The organism is Alcaligenes sp. AB3, from assembly GCF_031844565.1.
Taxonomy (GTDB): Bacteria; Pseudomonadota; Gammaproteobacteria; order Burkholderiales; family Burkholderiaceae_B; genus Alcaligenes; species Alcaligenes faecalis.
Genome location: NZ_JAUZVM010000004.1, coordinates 1 through 18246 on the forward strand (window position 1 = coordinate 1; position 18246 = coordinate 18246).

Genomic DNA, 18246 nt, shown 5'->3' on the forward strand with positions numbered 1-18246 from the left:
ACACCCCCGCCCAGCACACCAGCGGCTCACAGTGGTTATCTATGTCGCCCCTGACTTTGGAACTAGGCAGGCGGTGGGTGGGTTTCTGGCTGAGTGTGATTGTGGTTTCTGGAGCAGGTGTTGATCGGAAGCGTGTTGTATCGAGGTGGCTCGGCCTAGTCATAGCCAGACTCAGGTGAAGACCTAGACCTAGACCTAGACCTAGACCTAGACCCCAGGCCCTCTATGGGGCTTGGGTGGTTATTTGTCTACATGGATGGCGGGAATTTATCTTGCGATTCGATCAGGAACTGGCGGGCTGCCGGGTCGTTGACCAGGTCGGGCATGGCTTTGGCCTTGAGCAGGTCTGCCGGGGTGCAGGCTTTGGAGATGATGAAGCCTTGCACGTAGTCCACGCCCAGTTCTTGCAGAGCTTTCAGGGTGGGGACGTCTTCTACCCATTCGGCGATGCTGATCATGCCCAGGTTGTTGGCCAGTTCGACGATGGTGCGCACGATGGCGACATTGGTCTCTTTTTTGAGCATGTCGCAGATCAGGGCGCCGTCGATTTTGATGGCGTCGGCAGGCAGTTCGCGCAGGTAGGAGAAGGAGGTGTAACCGGCTCCAAAGTCATCCAGTGCGATGCGTACGCCCATTTGTTGCAGACGTCGCATGAAGTTGCGGGTGTGCTCCAGGTCGTCCAGGGCGACGCCTTCGGTGATCTCTACACACAGGCGGCGAGCCAGGTGTTCAAAGCGGGCCAGGATGTCAAAGAACCACTGGATGAAGGTGTCGTCGTTCAGCGACACGCCGCTCAGGTTGATGGTGACCCATTGGGTTTTGCTTAGCTGTGCTTCGTGTTTGGACATCCACTCCAGCGTGGCCGAGAACACCCATTTGTCGATGATGGTAATGGTGCCGCTTTCTTCGGCTGCGGCAATGATGCGGCCGGTGGGGATGAGCTGGCCGGAGGAGTCTCGCACGCGCAGCAGCGCCTCGAAGTTCAGGCTGTCCATGGGGCGGCGCAGGGCGGCGATGGGCTGCATTTCCAGATACAGCGCGCGTGATGAACCACCTTCCAGCTCTTCGAACAGGCGCAGTTCTTCAGCGTGTTCCTGCAAGGCGTTGGAGTCCTGCTCGTAGATGATCATGTCCTGGTGCAGGCGGCGGGCGTCGCGGGCGGCTCGGCTGGCGGCGGAGATGGCCTCTTGCGGAGCCATGCCGGGCGCAACTTCGACCAGGCCCAATGTGCTGCGCAGGTTGAAGCTGCGGTTGCCGGCCAGCAAAGGGTTTTTGTTCAGTGATTCCAGCACGCTATTGGCCAGCTCTCGTGCTTGTTCGGGTTCGCAGTCTTCGAAGATGATGACAAATTCGTCGCTACCGATGCGGCCGATTTTGTCTTTGCTGCGCAGGACCGATTCCAGTTGTTCGCAGACTTTCAGCAGCAGGGCGTCGCCCGAGGAGTGGCCAAAGGTGCCGTTCACATATTTGATGTGATTCAGGTCCAGGTAGGCCAGCAGGCAGGGTTTGTCGTCCTGGCTGCGGCTGAGCAGGCCGTCCAGTGCTTTTTCAATACCACGCTGGTTCAGGACATTGGTGACCGGATCGTTGTCGGCCATCAGACGCAGTTGGCGGTAGGTCTCGGCGCGGGCGGTGATGTCTTGCAGCGAGCCTTCTATGCTCTGGTTGACGATAGCAACGCGCAAGGCGAATTGGCACGGCTGTGCGTTGCTGTCGTAGTGGGTGATGGTGACATCCTGGCCATTCTGGGTGCTTTGTGCGACGGCCTTCCAGTCCTGCTCAGGGAAGAAGTCTGTCCAGTAAATGGTGTTTTCACTTGGGTCTGCTTCTATGTTGAGCATGCGGCTCAGCATGGGGCTGATACGCTGAAAGACACCGGATTCGTTCAGGGTGAACATGCCGACGGGGGTCAGCAGGTAGTGGGCCATCAGCTCGTTACGGGCGCGCAGGGATTCGCTGCGGTCTTCTCGCAGGCGTTCACCCACGGCCAGAGCCACCATCAGGTTGGAGAGCAGGAAGGCGATGACGCCGTTGAAGTTCTCCACGAAGCTGGAACGACCAAAAGCCACCAGGAAAATGGCTGAAATCAGCATGCACAAGGCCATGCTCAGCAGCACCAGTTGCCACAGCAGAATGCGCGAGCGGGTATGCAGGAGGATAGATAGCAGCACGGCAGAGACGCAGCACAGCGCGTAAATGGTGCTGATCCACATGACAGGCTGGAACACCGAGGCTGGGGCCAGCAGGGACACGGGCAGCAGGATCAGGCCCAGTATGCCCACCGTAGGCAGCAAGCGTTGCAGGCGGGCGGTGGTGATGGAGTTGCCCAGCAAGACGGTGAACAGGGAGTAGCTCAGGATGAAGTAGCAGGCGATGGTGACCTGACGTAGCGCAGGCATGTACTGCGAGGGCAGCATCTGGCCCAGCCATTGCGTGTCCCAGCCCATGGCCATGGAACCCAAGCGCAGGTTGCCAATCAGCCAGACCGACAGCAGCAGGTAGATCCAGGCCCGGTTGGTGGCGGCCAGTACCAGCATGAACATGGCCATGGTCAGCAAACCGCCTTCCAGCAGCCCTATACCGCGGCTAAGGCGAATGGATGAGTTGCTGATGTCCGCTCTGGCCCAGAGTTGAGCTTGCAAGAGAGTCGGGCGGGAGGTGTCGACACGGCACAGAATGGTGTCAGGATGGTTCGTCTGGCCCAGTTCCAGGGTGTAGCTTTTGACCGGCGCCGGAGACAAGGGAGCAGGCGGGTCCAGTTCGCTATCGCGCAGGGTCTGGCCGCTACGGGCATCTTGACAGTGCAGCGAGGAAATCGGAGAGGCGGGAAAGTGCAGGACTTGTTCTTGCTGGGGGAAGGGAGCAGGCAGGGTCAGCAGGAGCCAATGGGGCTCGCTCAGGTGCAGCCGTTGCCGGGACGGCGCATTTCTCAATCGCGTCAGTAACTCTGGATCCGCATGCTCTTGCTGACTGGCTAGTGCCTGAATGCTTAAGCTTTGACCGGGGGCCGTAGGGTAGCGATTCGGCAGGAACAACAATGCCCATAAAGTGAGCATGATCAGAAACAAAGGGATGACGTAAAGACTCAAGCCGCGAATCAGGCGTTCGCTAGCCGATGTAACGGGCTCAAAGCCGTGTGTCGGTATCCCTGGGGTGGTCATGATGGTGGTACAGCCTCCAGCGCTTACCATCGAACTGTCTGGCCACTGACAGCGAAATCTGTGCTTTCCCGGCTAGGACGCAACAGGCCGGGACTGCTTTGCCTGCTGATGGCAGTGCAGTCCCGGCCTGTTTTACGGTCAGATTCGAGAGTTCTTTAAGGCTGAATGGTTGTTACCTGCATTCTTGCCCCGGCTTTATGGGAGTAATCGTTCGCTGGCAAACAAACTTTCCAGTGTTTCGCGGGGGCGGATCACATGGACTTGATCCCCATCGACCAGAATTTCAGCCGCACGGGGGCGGGTGTTGTACTGGCTGGCCATGGTAAAGGCGTAGGCACCGGCGGACATGATGGCGATCAGGTCGTCCTGTTCCAGCGCCAGCTGACGGTCTCGTGCCAGCCAGTCACCGCTTTCGCAGATAGGGCCAACCAGATCGTAGCGGGGGGTGTCCTCGGTCACGGGACGAGGCTCTACCGCTTCCACACTGTGCCAGGCATCGTACAGGGTGGGGCGAATCAAGTCGTTCATGGCGGCATCAATGATGGCGAAGTTTTTGGTCTCGCCATGCTTGAGGTATTCCACGCGGCTTAGCAGCACACCGGCATTGCCCACCATGGAGCGGCCGGGTTCCAGCACGATTTCCAGATGGCCCAGGCCGTTCTTGTCCAGAGCGGCAAAGACTTCGGTCAGCAGCTGGGTGGGGGTCACCAGGGTTTCGTCGGTGTAGCGAATGCCCAGACCGCCGCCCAGATCCAGGTGGATCAGGTTAACGCCTTGCTCTTTCAGGGCCAGGATCAGCTTGATCAGCTTGTCCAGCGCATCCAGATAGGGGCTGACTTCGGTGATCTGCGAGCCGATATGGCAGTCCACACCTACAATATTCAGGCTGGGCAGCTCTTGAGCGCGTGCGTAGATGCGGGGGGCCTGATCAATCGGCACGCCGAACTTGTTGTCTTTCAGGCCCGTGGAAATATAGGGATGGGTGCGGGCATCCACGTCCGGATTCACACGCAAGGAAACAGGCGCTTTCACATTCATGCGTTCTGCAACCTGGGCAACACGCTCCAGCTCGCCTTCGGACTCGACGTTAAAACACTTTACGCCTGCTTTCAGGGCTGCTTCGATTTCCCAAACCTGTTTGCCGACACCGGAGAACACCACTTTGCCTGGATCGCCACCGGCGGCGATGACTCGGGCAAGTTCACCGCCCGAGACGATGTCAAAGCCGGTACCCAGGCGGGCAAATTCTTGCAGAATGGCCAGATTGGAGTTGGCCTTCATGCCATAGCACACCAACAACTTGCGGTCCTGACCTGCCACTCGATAGGACTCCCAGGCGTCGCGCAAGGCTTGGCGGGAATACACATACAGAGGGGTGCCGAATTCTTCAGCCAGCTTGTTCAGGGGAACTTGCTCGGCATGCAGCGTGTTGTTCTGAAATTGGAAGTGAGGTGCAACGGTCATGGTGTCGTCAAATAACAGAGGTTAAGCCAGCAGGGCGGAAATCAGCGCGGCGCTGTTTGGGCGTCCGCTGCTTCCTGCGCAGGAGGGTGGTACAAGGGGCCTTTGTAGCCGCAAGCGCTAAGAAAAACGCTTAGTGTCAGCAAGGCCAGCAGGCGGGAGGAACGTAGTTTGTTCATAAGTGTTGAGCGAGTGCGGACAATGCAGAACATTATGCCATTGTGAGGGGCAAAGCATAAAAAACGCCGGCTGGGGCCGGCGTTTGGGTACTAGATTTAGAAGGGGACGAAGGGCTGGGCTCCCGTGCCCGAAGAACCGGAGTCAGAGTCCAGTTGTCGCAGCAGGTCGCCAATACCGTCGCTTTGATCCCCACCGCCTTGTTGCAGGGCGCCGTCACCGGGAGCAGGCAGGCCAACACGGGCGATAGCTTGTCCGGGCGGGAATTCGTCAAAGTAGAAGTCCCCATTGATGCGCGACAGGCCTGAAGGTGCAGGGCCCGGAGGCACGATGGGCTTGTCCTTGAGCGCGCTGCGCATGTAGTTGATCCAGATTGGCATGGATGCACCACCGCCAGTCTCGCCCGAACCCAGGCTGCGGGGCTTGTCAAAACCCATCCAGGCAATGCCGACCAGATCAGGTGTGTAACCCGCAAACCAGGCGTCTTGCGAATCGTTGGTAGTCCCTGTCTTGCCGCCAATGTCCGTACGCTTCAACTCACGGGAGGCGCGGGCACCCGTGCCGGAGGTCGCTACACCACGCAGCAAATCGTTCATGACATATGCAGTGCGAGCGTCAATGGCGCGAGCCGCTGCGTCCCCGGCCACAATGGGCTTGGCGCGCATGATGACTTTATTGGTGCTGTCGGTGACGTAATCGATCAGATAAGGCTCGGTACGGTAGCCGCCATTGGCAAAGACCGAGTAGGCACCCGCCATTTGCAAGGGGGTCACGCTACCTGCACCCAGAGCCAGCGGCAGCACCGCAGGCTGACGAGCCTTGTCGAAACCGAAGCGAGTCACGTATTCCTGCACGTACTTGGGGCCGACGGCCTGCATGATACGGATGGACACCATGTTTTTGGATTTGTACAAACCTTGACGCATGGTCAGCATGGGTTCGTAGGTACGGCCGTAGTTCTTGGGCGTCCAGGGCTTGGAGCCAGTCTGGGCGGCGGTCAGAACAAAGGGTTCGTCCGAAATCTGGGTGGCAGGGGTCAGGCCGCGCTCCAGCGAGGAAGCGTAGATGAAAGGCTTGAAGGCCGAGCCAGGCTGGCGCCAGGCTTGCGTGACGCGGTTGAACTTCCCGTCGGAGAAGTGGAAACCACCCACCATGGCTTGAATGGCGCCGTCTTGTGGGCGTACCGACACAAAAGCGGCTTGTACCGCAGGCATATTGATCACTTCCCAGTAATCGCCATTGCGGAACAGATAGACCACGGAACCGCGCTGAATGCGTACGTCTGCCTTGGCGTTTTTCACCAAGCCACGAGCGACAATCTTCAGGGCGCGCTTGTCGTTGACGTCAATAATTTGCTGGGCGGTACGGGCTACGCGAATCTGGTTGGGGCTGGCGTCCAGCACCACACCTGTCAGCAGATCGCCCGTGTCGGGATACTTGTCCTGCAAATCATCCAGAATGGAATCCAGCTGCGCGTGGTCGTTTTCAATACCGGCAGGCAGATCCACCTGGCCTTGCGGGCCAGTGTAAGGAGCACGACGGGTGTAATCCAGAATACCGTTACGTACGGCCAGATAAGCGGCTTCCTGATCGGTGGACTTGATCGTTGTGTAGATGTTGAAACCGCGCGAGTACACATTGTCCTGGTAGACGCCGTACAGCAGTTGGCGAGCCAGTTCAGCCGCGTATTCACCGTGGATGGCGTAGCCACCCGCAGGCGTACCCAAGGCCGATTTCACAACGATTTCCTGAGCCATCGCATCCTGGTATTCCTGCTCAGTGATGTAACCCAGGCTACGCATACGGCCCAGCACATAGCCCTGGCGGGTTTTGGCGCGCTCGAAATTGGCAATCGGGTTAAAGCGCGAAGGCGCTTTGGGGATACCAGCCAGCATGGCGGCTTCTGCTGTTGTGATCTCGCCAAGCTGTTTACCCAGATAGGTTCGTGACGCTGCCGCAAAACCATAGGCGCGGTGACCCAGATAGATCTGGTTCATGTACAGATCCAGAATCTGGTCTTTGGACAGCGTGGCCTCAATCTTGAAGGTCAGCAGCAGTTCGTAGAACTTGCGGGTATAGGTCTTTTCCGATGACAGGTAGAAGTTACGCGCTACCTGCATGGTGATCGTACTGGCCCCTTGCGTCTTGGACATATGGGTCATGTTGGCCAGGGCTGCGCGGCCAACACCCATCCAGTCAATCCCGCCGTGCTGGTAGAAACGGTCGTCCTCGGCCGCCAGAATGGCCGATTTCATCACATCGGGGATTTCGTCAAAACGCAACACATTGCGGCGTTCTTCACCAAATTCGCCGATCAACACCTTATCCGCCGTGTAAATGCGCAGCGGCACTCGGGGGCGGTAGTCGATCATGGCGCTGAGATCGGGCAGGTTGGGCCAGGCCAAAGCCAGCGCAAGTGACCCGAGCAGGACGGCACACAGACCAAGCCCCACAAAAAAGACCGAGGTCTTGACGATGAGGCGGGCAAGCCAGGAACCGGAGCTTTGCTCGGGTTTAGAATTGGGGGAGCGGGAAGAAGAACTCATTAGGGCTGATTTTAAAGTCCAAACGCAGCAGGACTGGGCCTCAAACCAAGTATCAATGTAACAAAATAATACTAAGCAAGCGGACTGTGCTTAGGGAAGGCTAATGGGATAATACACAAATGAACCACTCTTTACCCGCCGAGCTGATGCCTGTAGAACATCCTGATCCCTTATCAGACGCCGAGCTGCTCCATTTACAACAAACTGGCCCACGTCCCATTATTTTGGTGGGCATGATGGGTGCCGGTAAAACGACCATTGGTCGTCAATTGGCGCGGGAACTCAAGCGCGAGTTTATGGACCTGGACCACGAGCTGGAAGCCCGTAGCGGCGTGCGAGTGTCCACTATCTTTGAGTTCGAAGGCGAGCAAGGGTTCCGCAAACGTGAATCTGCGGTGCTCGATATTTGTTCGCGCCAGACCGGAATTGTGCTGGCAACGGGAGGCGGGGCCATTTTGTCCGAGGCCAATCGCCAGATCATCAAAGATCGCGGTATCGTAGTGTACTTGTGCGCCACCGTAGACGAGCTGTACCGCCGTGTGGCCCGAGACCGTAACCGGCCGCTGCTGCAAACAGCGGACCCACGCGCCCGCATCCAGGAACTGCTGCAAGCGCGCGAACCCCTCTATGAAGAAGTGGCAGATGTCCGCTTTGAAACTGGCTCGGCGCCAGTCCATCATGCGGTGCGCCACTTATTGTCCCTGTTGAAAGAACGAGGTTGCTAAATGTCTGTAGTGCATGTTGACGCCCAGGGTGGCGCTTATCCCATCCACATCGCCGCCGGGCGTTTGGCGCAGCTTGCAGACACGGTACCAGCCGATACGTCTGCCATTGCCATCGTCACCAATCCTACGGTGGCGGCCTTGTACCTGGCGCCTGTGAAGAAAGCCCTGGCCGCAACGGGCAAGCCTGTTCATGTGATCGAGCTGCCCGATGGCGAAGCCTACAAGAACTGGGAATCCCTGAACCTGATTTTTGATGCGCTGCTGGGTGGTCACCTGGATCGCAAGGCCCTGATCGTGGCCTTGGGCGGTGGCGTTATTGGCGATATGGCCGGTTTTGCCGCAGCCTGCTTCATGCGTGGGGTGCGTTTTGTGCAAGTGCCGACGACTTTGCTGGCGCAGGTGGACTCCTCAGTAGGCGGCAAGACGGCCATCAACCACCCGCTGGGCAAGAATATGGTGGGCGCGTTCTACCAGCCTATCGCCGTGGAAGTGGACACGGACGTACTCAAGACTTTGCCTGCGCGAGAGATTTCCGCCGGTCTGGCTGAAGTCATCAAATACGGCATGATTTACGATCTGGATTTCTTCAACTGGTGTGAAGAGCAGATTGATCCCATGCGCACGTTGGCACAAGAGCAAATCGTCTATGCGATTCGCCGCTCCTGCGAGGTCAAGGCTGAAGTCGTTTCCCAGGATGAACGCGAATCTGGCTTGCGCGCTATTTTGAATTTTGGTCACACTTTTGGCCACGCGATCGAGTCCGGCATGGGCTACGGCCAATGGCTGCATGGCGAAGCCGTGGGTTGCGGCATGATCATGGCTGCCGAGCTATCCGCCCTGGTTTGTGGCTTGCCGGCTCAGGATGTGGCCCGTATCAAAGCCCTGGTGCAAGCCAGCGGATGCCCGATCACACCACCACAATGGCCTGCGGATCGCTGGCTGGAATTGATGCAGGTGGACAAGAAAAATGAAGGTGGCCAGCTGCGCTTTGTGCTGCTGGATAAATTAGGCCATGCCAAGGTGCAGGCGGTCGCGCCTGATGTGGTGCGCCAGGCATTGGCCCGCTTTACAACGGTGGAACAGGAGTAAAACCTATGCAAATGCTTGCCGCTTATGCCTGTCACCCTGAACAGTCCCGCGGTCGGCGTTATGCAGAGGCAGCGCCCCAAGGCCGTAACGCCTTTCAGCGGGACCGTGACCGGATTATTCACTGCAATGCCTTTCGTTTGCTGGAATACAAGACCCAGGTTTTCATTAACCACGAAGGTGATTTATTCCGAACACGATTGACGCATAGTCTGGAAGTGGCCCAGCTGGCGCGGGCCATTGCCCGCAATCTGGGTTTGCACGAAGATCTTATCGAAGCCATCTCCCTGGCCCATGATCTGGGCCACACCCCGTTCGGGCATGCAGGCCAGGATACGCTTAATAGCTGTATGCAGGAGTTGCGGCCCGAAGCAGGGGGCTTTGAGCACAATTTGCAAAGCCTGCGCATTGTGGACGAGCTGGAAGAGCGTTACGCCGCCTTCAATGGTTTGAACCTGTGTTTCGAAACCCGCGAGGGGATTTTGAAGCATTGTTCGCTTAAGCACGCTCGCGAGTTGGGCGAGGTGGGCCAGCGCTTTATTGATCGCACCCAGCCATCGCTGGAAGCACAAATGGCCAATCTGGCCGATGAAATTGCTTACAACAATCACGATATTGATGACGGTTTGCGCTCCGGTCTGATCCGCTTGGAACAATTGCTGGAACTGCGCCTGTTCAACAGTCATTACGAGCATGTACAGGCCCAATATCCGGGCTTGAGCGGTCAACGTTTGGTGGCGGAGATTATCCGCGGCATGATCAACACGCTAGTGGTGGATTTAACCGAAACCACGCGTGCCAAGCTGGAAGAGCATAGGCCTGACAGCGTGGATGCGATTCGCCATTTGCCTCGTTTGGCCGGATTCTCGCCAGAGATGCGGGCGCAGGCTGATGAGCTCAAACGCTTCTTGCACGCGAATCTGTATCGCCACTACAAGGTGGTGCGCATGATGAGCAAGGCGCAGAATATTGTGCGTGAACTGTTCCACGCTTTTCTGGATGATCCTCGTTTGCTGGCGGCGGAGCATCGCCGTGAAGACCCGATTGCTCAGGCCCGTGCCATTGCTGATTACATCGCTGGCATGACGGACCGCCACGCTATTCGCGAGCACGACGCTATCTTCAAGATGTAGGTTTTGCAGCCTGTGGCTAAGTCCCGCGATCTGCTATCTGCCAGTAGCCGTGTGCTGTTCAGGAGCTCTTCTTCATTGATAAAGCGCCAAAAAACCGTATTTTTTGGTGTTTGGGGCCTGAACAGAGTGGCCTTTTAAGAGAGACAGTCTTTAGCGCTGCAATAAAGGCTTCAAATAGCGCCCTGTATGGCTTTGCTCACAGGCAGCAACCGTCTCCGGGGTGCCTTGCACCACAATCTGCCCACCGCCCTGGCCACCTTCCGGTCCCATGTCCACAATCCAGTCTGCCGTTTTGATCACATCCAGATTGTGCTCAATTACGACCACGCTATTGCCCGACTCAACCAGTTTGTCCAGCACTTCCAGCAAGACAGCAATGTCCTGAAAGTGCAGGCCGGTTGTGGGCTCGTCCAGCACATACAAGGTTTGACCGGTACTGCGCTTGGACAGCTCCAGTGACAATTTCACCCGCTGCGCCTCACCACCAGACAGGGTAGTCGCGCTTTGACCCAAGCGGATGTAGGACAGGCCCACATCAATCAAGGTAGTCAATTTACGCGCGACCGCTGGCACCGCATCAAAGTATTCCAGCGCCTGCTCAACCGTCAGGTCCAGCACTTCGCTGATATTGCGGCCTCGGTAACGAATGTCCAGCGTTTCACGGTTGTAGCGACGGCCCTGGCAGACATCACAAGGTACATAGACGTCCGGCAGGAAGTGCATCTCTACCTTGACCACGCCATCGCCCTGACAAGCCTCGCAGCGGCCGCCTTTAACGTTAAAGGAGAAGCGGCCTGGGTCGTAGCCACGCAATCGTGCCTCGGGCACGCTGGCGAACAGCTCACGAATAGCCGTGAACATGCCCGTGTAGGTGGCTGGATTACTGCGTGGGGTACGACCAATTGGGGTTTGATCGACGTTGATGATCTTGTCGAAATGCTCCAGGCCTTCCATACGATCGTAGGGCGCCGGTTCGGCATGGGCACGGTGCAGCAAATGCGAGAAGGCGGTTGCCAGCGTGTCGTTGATCAGCGTGGATTTGCCCGAACCGGACACGCCGGTAATGCAGACCAGTCGTCCAGCTGGAATCGCCAGATCAACGGACTTCAGGTTATTGCCGCTGGCACCATACAGACGCAGCCAGTTCAGGCTGTCATCAACAGGACGTCGTTTGGGCACGGCAATCTGACGCTTGCCGGACAGGTACTGGCCGGTCAGAGAGTCGGGGTTCTGGGCCAGCTCTGCCGGCGAGCCTTGAGCGGTAATTTGACCACCATGTTCACCTGCGCCGGGGCCCATGTCGATGACATAGTCGGCGGTGCGTATCATGTCCTCGTCGTGCTCGACCACGATCACGCTATTGCCCAGGTCCCGCAGGTGCTGCAGGGTCTGGATCAGTTTGTCGTTATCGCGTTGGTGCAGGCCAATGGAGGGCTCGTCCAGCACGTACATCACGCCGGTCAGGCCGGAACCGATCTGGCTGGCCAGACGAATGCGCTGGGCCTCGCCACCGGAAATGGTGTCGGCGCTGCGGTCCAGAGACAGGTAGTTCAGACCCACATTGTTCAAAAACTCCAGCCGCAGGCGGATTTCACGCACGATGCGGTCGGCAATTTCTTTTTTCGCACCTGTCAGCGACAGATGCTCGAACCAGGCCAGGCAGTCGGACAGGGCCAGGGCTTCGACTTCATAGATGGCCAGTCCTTTGGCTTGTCCTTGCGCTGCGGAGTGAGTCTGCGTGCACTGTGCGGCATTGTCAGACAGCTGGTCGACATTGAGGGTTGCCGAGTTGGCAGACGCGGTGCCTGCATGATGCTTGCACCCAGTATGGCTGGGAATCGGATCATCCCCAATACGGACGTGACGCGCCTCCAGACGCAGGCGTGCGCCATGGCAGGCTGGGCAGGTCTGGGTGCGACGCAGCTTGTTCAGTTCCTCGCGCACGGCGCTGGAATCGGTTTCCGCCCAGCGACGTTGCAAATTCGGAATCACCCCTTCAAATGGGTGAGTTTTCACGGTGGTGCGGCCTTTCTCATTCAAATAGAGAAAGGGGATTTCTTCCGCGCCGGAGCCATACAGCACGGTGCGACGTAGCGCTTCGGGCAGGGACTCGAAGGGGGCCTCTATATCAAAGTGATAATGAGCCGCCAGGCTGGTCAGCAAAGTGTAGGTAAAGGCATTGCGTCGGTCCCAGCCCGCAATGGCACCGCCTGCCAGGCTCAGTTCCGGAAAGGCCACCACCCGTTCGGGGTCGAATACATCCACTTGCCCCAGGCCGCTACAGTCCGGGCAGGCTCCTGCTGGATTATTGAAACTGAACAGGCGTGGCTCCAGCTCGGGCAAGGAGTAATCGCAGACCGGGCAGGCGTAGTGACTGGAATAGGGCTGTTCCAGGCCCGTGTCCAGATTCACCACCAGACAACGCCCGTTGCTGGTGGACAGGGCGGTTTCCAGGCTCTCGGCCAGACGCTGCTGGCTATCGGGCCGAATGCGCAGACGGTCTATGACCAGGTCCAGGTCGTGTGCCTGTTGGGCATTGAGTGCGGGCAGATCTTCAATGCTGGAGATCTCGCCATCGACGCGTACCCGTACAAAGCCTTGGGCTTGCAGGCCGCGCAGTTCAAGCTGCAGGTCACCAACCAGGCCACGGTGCATGGGTGCCAGCACAGCAATACGGGTTTCAGGTTCCCATTGCAGAATCTGGTCTACCATCTGGCTCACGCTATGAGCCTGCAAGGCCAAGTGGTGTTCCGGGCAGTAAGGAGTCCCGACCCGCGCGTACAATAGGCGCAAATAATCGTGGATTTCGGTAGTGGTCCCCACGGTGGAACGCGGGTTATGGCCTGCTGCCTTTTGCTCGATGGCAATGGCAGGCGACAAACCTTCGATCAAGTCCACATCTGGCTTGTCCATCAGTTGCAAGAACTGACGTGCATAAGCGGACAGGCTTTCCACATAGCGCCGCTGGCCTTCGGCATACAAGGTGTCGAAGGCTAGAGAGGATTTCCCAGAACCGGACAGCCCCGTCAGCACGACCAACTGGTGGCGTGGCAGGTCTACGGAGACATTTTTCAGGTTGTGGGTACGGGCACCACGAATGCGGATGGCTTCCATCGCTTTATTTAGGCTTGTCAAAAGGCAACTTGCTACTATAGCGCGTTGCGTCAGAATTTATGTGAACGGGTATCCGGGCTCTCTGCTAGCCCAGTTGTGACAGAGTATTAAATGAGTACACACCAAACCATGAATACGGCCGGATCGCGCCCAGCGCGCCTGAGTCTGACTCAGCAAGAGCGCAAGGCCAGCATCCTGCTTGCCCTGTTGTTTGCCTGTCGAATGCTGGGTCTGTTTTTGCTGACCCCGGTCTTTGCAGTGGCCGCGCACTCCTTGCCCGGCGGTAATGATGCCGCCCGTGTGGGTCTGGCATTGGGTGCCTATGGTCTGACGCAGGCTGTCTTGCAGATTCCCTTGGGGATGGCATCGGACCGTTTTGGACGCAGGCCGATTATCGTCATCGGCATGGCCTTGTTCGTGATCGGCGGGGTGATCTCCGCGCTGGCCCAGAATATTGACTGGGTGACGGTAGGCCGCTGTATTCAAGGTCTGGGGGCAGTTTCAGCGGCAATTTCCGCCTGGGTTGCCGACTCCACCCGTCCCGAAGTGCGCACACGTGCCATGGCGATGGTGGGTGGCTCGATTGGGCTGTCTTTTGCTGTATCGCTGGTGCTCTCGCCAGTGCTGGTGGGGCAATTTGGTTTGTCGGGACTGTTCTGGGCCATCAGTTTGCTGGGCTTTGTCTGCTTGTTGATTGCCGCTTTTGTCGTGCCCAGCGCGCCTAAAGCACCCGCCTCGATTGTGCAGGTTACCGCCGGACAGGTGTTGCGTCATTTGGATCTGCTGCGCCTGAACTTTGGCGTGTTCTGTCTGCACTTTATCCTGATGTCCCTGTTCATCGTCGTACCGGGCATTCTGGCGACCTTGGGTGGCTACGGCACTCAGGATTTGTGGAAGGTGTACTTGCCCGTTATTCTGGTTTCTTTTGTGCTGATGGTGCCAGCGGTGTTTTGGACAGAGACCCGCAAGCGTCACAAGCATGCGCTGGAACTGTCTGTGTTGCTGCTGATTGTGGTGCTGGCCGTGATGCCATGGGCGCGCGATTCGCTGGTTCCCATGGTGGCCGCGCTGACGTTTTTCTTCATCGGCTTTAATGTGCTGGAAGCCTTGCAGCCTTCCTTGGTGTCGCGTGTGGCGCCACCAGAATACAAAGGTTTGGCGCTGGGTTTTTACAACACCTCTCAGTCCCTGGGCGTGTTTGCCGGCGGCCTGATCGGCGGCATCCTGGCAGGGCGAGGGCTCACCCAATGGGTCTTGTGGACCGGCGCTGCTCTGGCTTTGCTCTGGTTGCTGACAGCGCGTGGTTTCAAAGACAAATATTAAAAGGCATTGCCTGTTACGCTTGTGCAAAGACGTGGCAGGCAGCAACAAGTAAAGTGGCTGGATTGGCCGCAAGAATCAAGAGCTGGGCGGAACAGGCGACACCATCAGGTGCTTAGCTATATACGCCGTTCAAGATGCCGTAACGGGATCGTTTGCATGGATAAAACTGCCCTCCCTGGAGTGGGGAGGGAGTGTTAATTAAGGCACGAATCCACGATAATACGGCTTGATATCGAATTTTTGACTACAGGATTTTTTTCATGGCATCGGTAAATAAAGTCATTCTGGTGGGCAATCTTGGCCGCGACCCAGAAGTACGCTACAGCGCAGAAGGATCGGCCATCTGCAATATTTCCATTGCCACGACTTCGCAGTGGAAAGACCGTACCTCCGGCGAGCGCCGTGAGGAAACCGAATGGCACCGTGTGGTGTTCTACAACCGTCTGGCTGAAATCGCGGGTGAGTACCTGCGCAAAGGCCGTCCCGTTTACGTAGAAGGTCGCCTGCGCACCCGTAAATGGACAGGTCAGGATGGTCAGGAGCGTTTCACGACCGAGATCATCGCCGAGCAAATGCAAATGCTGGGTGGCCGTGACGGTGGTGATATGGGCGGCGGCAGCATGGGTGGTGGCGAATACGGTGGCGGCGGTGGTGGTGCACCAGCTCCGCAACGTGCTCAGCGCCCAGCGCCTCAGCAACAGCAGCAACAACAGGCCCCACGTAATAACGCTCCTATGTCGGACAATCTGGCCGATATGGATGACGATATTCCGTTCTGAGGTCTCTAGCTCTTAGCGGGCCTCAAGATCAAAACCCTGGCAAGCAGATGCTTGCCAGGGTTTTTTTTCGTTCGTACAAACACCAATGTGTACCAACATCCATTCTTGTATACAATCCATAAAAAATGAATGCAAAATAGGAAAGCAATGACCACGATCAAAACAGCAAGTCACAGCGATGGGGTGTATGAGTCGGTGCGGGCTCACGTTCTTGGCCTGGTGAAGGATATTGATGAACCCGTGCGGGTTCGGGAAGAAGAGCTGGCCAAGATGCTCAATGTCAGCCGCACGCCGGTGCGCGAAGCGCTGCTGCGTCTGGGGCAGGAGGGCATTTTGACCATGGAGCCTCGGCGCGGAGCCTTGCTCTCGCCTTTGACCAAGCAGGACTACATCGAATGGCTGAAGTTGCGTATTGAACTGGAAGCCTTTGCGGCGCGTGAAGCTGCTTTGAATGCCTCGCAGCGGGACGTGGATGCCTTGCGCGCTCTGTTTGCGCCCTTCAATCAAGACAATGTGGAAGAGCGTGTCAGCGAATACGCAGCAGCCAATGTGGAGTTTCACGCCGCCATCATGCGTCTGGCTGCAAACAGCTTGCTGGAGAAGGTGTGGAAGTCCTTTGGGCACCGCGACATGCTCAAGACCAAAACCATCGAGCGCTTGAAACGTGCACATGAGTCTTTGGCCGAGCATCTGGCCATGATCGACGCGATTGAAAAACGGGACGCGGCGCTGGCAGATCGCCTGGCGCGTGAGCACGTTCAAGGGCTGCTGACGCAAACCTTGAACAGTTCCAACAACATCCGATAAGGAGGTTTGCTGTCATGAAGTTACTGACCTTTGTAGCCGCAGGGGAAACGCATTTGGGCGGAATGCTGGACGATGATCGGGTGGTAGACCTGACGCAGGCCTGGGGGATGTACGAGCATCCCTTAAGTGCTCGGCAAGCGCCCACTGAAGTCATCGATGCCATTTTTATGGGTGACGAGATCCTGATCAGCCTGCAACTTTTGATGGAGCAGGCAAGCCAGGCCAAGGCTCCCGTCCATGCCGCTGAGGATCTGTGTTTTCTGGCTCCTGTGCCGAACCCGGCTAAAAACATTTTCTGTGTGGGACGCAATTACCGTGCCCACATCGTGGAAGGCAATCTGGCACGTGGTCGCGCGGCGGATGATTTCCCCAAAGCACTGGAGTTTTTCAGCAAACCGCCCACTACGGTGGTGGGCCATCAGGCCCTGGTCAGCCGCCATGCGGCCCACACCAAAATGCTGGATTACGAAGTGGAGCTGGGCATTGTGATCGGCAAGGAAGGCCGGGACATTCCGGTTGAAGACGCGCTGGATTACGTCTTTGGCTACACGGTGATCAACGATATTACGGCGCGCGACCTGCAAGCACTGCATGGCCAGTGGTTCAAGGGCAAGTCTTTGGACGGCACCTGCCCGATTGGGCCGGTAGTGGCACTGAAAACGTCCATCGCAGATCCCAACGCGCTGGATCTTGAATTGGAAGTGAATGGCGAACTGCGCCAATCGGCCAATACGTCGGACATGTTGTTCGATGTGCCCAACATCATCGCCCAGTTGTCGGCGGGCATGACCTTGGAGCCGGGAGACATTATTGCGACAGGTACACCTTCCGGGGTGGGTTTTGCCATGCAACCTCCGCGCTCTTTGGAACCAGGCGATGTCATCAAAGCTCGCATCCCCGCTATTGGCGAGCTGGTCACTACTATTGAGTAAGGTTGACGACTATGCGCTTCAAGTTAATTTTGTCAGGCGTGGCTGCATTAAGCGCTTTAACGGCTGTGCCTTCGCTTGCGGCGGCACAGGACTATCCCACCAAACCTATCACCATCATTGTTCCGTTCCCGGCGGGCGGCACACTGGATAACCTGACCCGCAGTCTGGCGCAGAAAATGTCGGATGATTTCAAGCAGCCCGTCATCATCGACAACAAACCCGGTGCCGGTACGGTGATTGGTACTGAAATCGTGGCCCGTGCCGCGCCGGATGGCTACACCCTGGGGATGGTGGCAAACAGTTTTGCCATTAATCCCAGCCTGTACGACAACCTGCGTTACGACACGGTGAAGGACTTTACGCCGGTTAGCTGGGTGGCCTACACGCCGCACTTGCTGGTGGCGAACCCGGATGTGCCGGTCAAGAGTCTGGCGGATGTCATTGCTACGGCGAAATCCAAACCGGGTGAGCTGTCCTTTGCTTCCTTTGGTGCAGGTACGTCACCGCATATCGCCATCGAACGTTTGAAGTCAGAAGCCAAGATTGATGTGCTGCATATTCCGTACAAAGGCCAGGCCCCGGCGTTGAACGATTTGCTGGGCGGTCATGTGGACATGATGTTTGCCAATACGCCCGATGTTTTGCCCCACGTGAAATCCGGCAAGCTGCGTGCGATTGCACTGGCGAATGACGCTCGTCTGGAATCCATCCCGGACGTGCCTACCTTCAAAGAAGCAGGCGTGGACAATATGAACTCCAACTCCTGGTATGGCGTGATTGTGCCTTCCGGTACGCCAGCACCGATTGTGGAGAAACTGAGTGCTGAATTTGTCCGCATTGTGAACCTGCCTGAAATCCGCGAGCGCTTGTTGGCTCAAGGTCTGGAACCGGCGGGTACGACCTCGGCCGAGTTTGCCGAGTATCTGAAGTCTGAAATGGAAATGGCCGCCACAGTGGTAAAAGCCTCCGGCGCCAGCGTGCAGTAAACCCTCAACGAGTACG

General features: G+C 57.4%; 13 protein-coding genes. 8 read left to right on the forward strand and 5 right to left on the reverse strand.

Annotation, left to right across the window (positions count from 1 at the left end; genetic code table 11):
- Positions 1 to 248: 248 nt before the first annotated feature.
- From Q9R35_RS09870 to Q9R35_RS09885, 4 genes are all read right to left on the reverse strand, one after another.
- On the reverse strand, positions 249 to 3161 hold the full coding sequence (locus tag Q9R35_RS09870; RefSeq protein WP_311219783.1) for an EAL domain-containing protein: 2913 nt from the start codon (positions 3159 to 3161) through the stop codon (positions 249 to 251).
- A gap of 195 nt (positions 3162 to 3356) precedes the next feature.
- Positions 3357 to 4625, reverse strand: a complete 1269-nt coding sequence (lysA, locus tag Q9R35_RS09875) for a diaminopimelate decarboxylase (protein ID WP_199265182.1) — start codon at positions 4623 to 4625, stop codon at positions 3357 to 3359.
- 41 nt (positions 4626 to 4666) lie between these two features.
- Positions 4667 to 4801 (reverse strand): LPS translocon maturation chaperone LptM, encoded by a 135-nt coding sequence (locus Q9R35_RS09880; RefSeq protein ID WP_094198126.1) that lies wholly within the window; start codon positions 4799 to 4801, stop codon positions 4667 to 4669.
- Between the two features lie 96 nt (positions 4802 to 4897).
- The gene (locus Q9R35_RS09885) at positions 4898 to 7345 is read right to left on the reverse strand and encodes a penicillin-binding protein 1A (protein ID WP_149721014.1); all 2448 of its coding nucleotides are present in this window, start codon (positions 7343 to 7345) and stop codon (positions 4898 to 4900) included.
- A gap of 119 nt (positions 7346 to 7464) precedes the next feature.
- Between Q9R35_RS09885 and Q9R35_RS09890 the strand changes: the two genes are divergently transcribed.
- The 3 genes from Q9R35_RS09890 to Q9R35_RS09900 are packed head-to-tail and all read left to right on the forward strand — an operon-like array spanning position 7465 to position 10289.
- A complete protein-coding gene (locus Q9R35_RS09890) occupies positions 7465 to 8070 on the forward strand; it encodes a shikimate kinase (protein WP_042485349.1) in 606 nt (201 codons plus the stop codon).
- Entirely contained in the window at positions 8071 to 9159 is a 1089-nt protein-coding gene (gene aroB, locus Q9R35_RS09895; RefSeq protein ID WP_063692170.1) for a 3-dehydroquinate synthase, read from the forward strand.
- 5 nt (positions 9160 to 9164) lie between these two features.
- Entirely contained in the window at positions 9165 to 10289 is a 1125-nt protein-coding gene (locus tag Q9R35_RS09900; protein ID WP_197314027.1) for a deoxyguanosinetriphosphate triphosphohydrolase, read from the forward strand.
- Between the two features lie 150 nt (positions 10290 to 10439).
- On the opposite strand, the gene uvrA is transcribed toward Q9R35_RS09900, so the two are convergent.
- Positions 10440 to 13403, reverse strand: coding sequence for an excinuclease ABC subunit UvrA (gene uvrA / locus Q9R35_RS09905; RefSeq protein WP_311219917.1), 2964 nt, complete (start codon positions 13401 to 13403; stop codon positions 10440 to 10442).
- A gap of 111 nt (positions 13404 to 13514) precedes the next feature.
- Between uvrA and Q9R35_RS09910 the strand changes: the two genes are divergently transcribed.
- The 5 genes from Q9R35_RS09910 to Q9R35_RS09930 all read left to right on the forward strand — a co-directional run bounded on the left by Q9R35_RS09910 (position 13515) and on the right by Q9R35_RS09930 (position 18230).
- On the forward strand, positions 13515 to 14726 hold the full coding sequence (locus tag Q9R35_RS09910; protein WP_022983677.1) for an MFS transporter: 1212 nt from the start codon (positions 13515 to 13517) through the stop codon (positions 14724 to 14726).
- A gap of 260 nt (positions 14727 to 14986) precedes the next feature.
- Positions 14987 to 15505, forward strand: coding sequence for a single-stranded DNA-binding protein (ssb, locus tag Q9R35_RS09915; protein ID WP_063692165.1), 519 nt, complete (start codon positions 14987 to 14989; stop codon positions 15503 to 15505).
- A 147-nt stretch (positions 15506 to 15652) separates the two neighbouring features.
- Positions 15653 to 16312 (forward strand): GntR family transcriptional regulator, encoded by a 660-nt coding sequence (locus Q9R35_RS09920; RefSeq protein WP_042485360.1) that lies wholly within the window; start codon positions 15653 to 15655, stop codon positions 16310 to 16312.
- Between the two features lie 14 nt (positions 16313 to 16326).
- Positions 16327 to 17244 (forward strand): fumarylacetoacetate hydrolase family protein, encoded by a 918-nt coding sequence (locus Q9R35_RS09925; protein ID WP_042485364.1) that lies wholly within the window; start codon positions 16327 to 16329, stop codon positions 17242 to 17244.
- Positions 17245 to 17255: 11 nt separating this feature from the next.
- Complete coding sequence (locus Q9R35_RS09930) at positions 17256 to 18230, forward strand: tripartite tricarboxylate transporter substrate binding protein (RefSeq protein WP_042485367.1); 975 nt, start codon at positions 17256 to 17258, stop codon at positions 18228 to 18230.
- The last annotated feature ends 16 nt before the right edge of the window (positions 18231 to 18246 follow it).

Coding starts and splice junctions, on each gene's coding strand:
- Q9R35_RS09870 (WP_311219783.1), bottom strand. CDS start 3,161: ATGACCACCCCAGGGATACCGACACACGGCTTTGAGCCCGTTACATCG.
- lysA (WP_199265182.1), bottom strand. CDS start 4,625: ATGACCGTTGCACCTCACTTCCAATTTCAGAACAACACGCTGCATGCC.
- Q9R35_RS09880 (WP_094198126.1), bottom strand. CDS start 4,801: ATGAACAAACTACGTTCCTCCCGCCTGCTGGCCTTGCTGACACTAAGC.
- Q9R35_RS09885 (WP_149721014.1), bottom strand. CDS start 7,345: ATGAGTTCTTCTTCCCGCTCCCCCAATTCTAAACCCGAGCAAAGCTCC.
- Q9R35_RS09890 (WP_042485349.1), top strand. CDS start 7,465: ATGAACCACTCTTTACCCGCCGAGCTGATGCCTGTAGAACATCCTGAT.
- aroB (WP_063692170.1), top strand. CDS start 8,071: ATGTCTGTAGTGCATGTTGACGCCCAGGGTGGCGCTTATCCCATCCAC.
- Q9R35_RS09900 (WP_197314027.1), top strand. CDS start 9,165: ATGCAAATGCTTGCCGCTTATGCCTGTCACCCTGAACAGTCCCGCGGT.
- uvrA (WP_311219917.1), bottom strand. CDS start 13,403: ATGGAAGCCATCCGCATTCGTGGTGCCCGTACCCACAACCTGAAAAAT.
- Q9R35_RS09910 (WP_022983677.1), top strand. CDS start 13,515: ATGAGTACACACCAAACCATGAATACGGCCGGATCGCGCCCAGCGCGC.
- ssb (WP_063692165.1), top strand. CDS start 14,987: ATGGCATCGGTAAATAAAGTCATTCTGGTGGGCAATCTTGGCCGCGAC.
- Q9R35_RS09920 (WP_042485360.1), top strand. CDS start 15,653: ATGACCACGATCAAAACAGCAAGTCACAGCGATGGGGTGTATGAGTCG.
- Q9R35_RS09925 (WP_042485364.1), top strand. CDS start 16,327: ATGAAGTTACTGACCTTTGTAGCCGCAGGGGAAACGCATTTGGGCGGA.
- Q9R35_RS09930 (WP_042485367.1), top strand. CDS start 17,256: ATGCGCTTCAAGTTAATTTTGTCAGGCGTGGCTGCATTAAGCGCTTTA.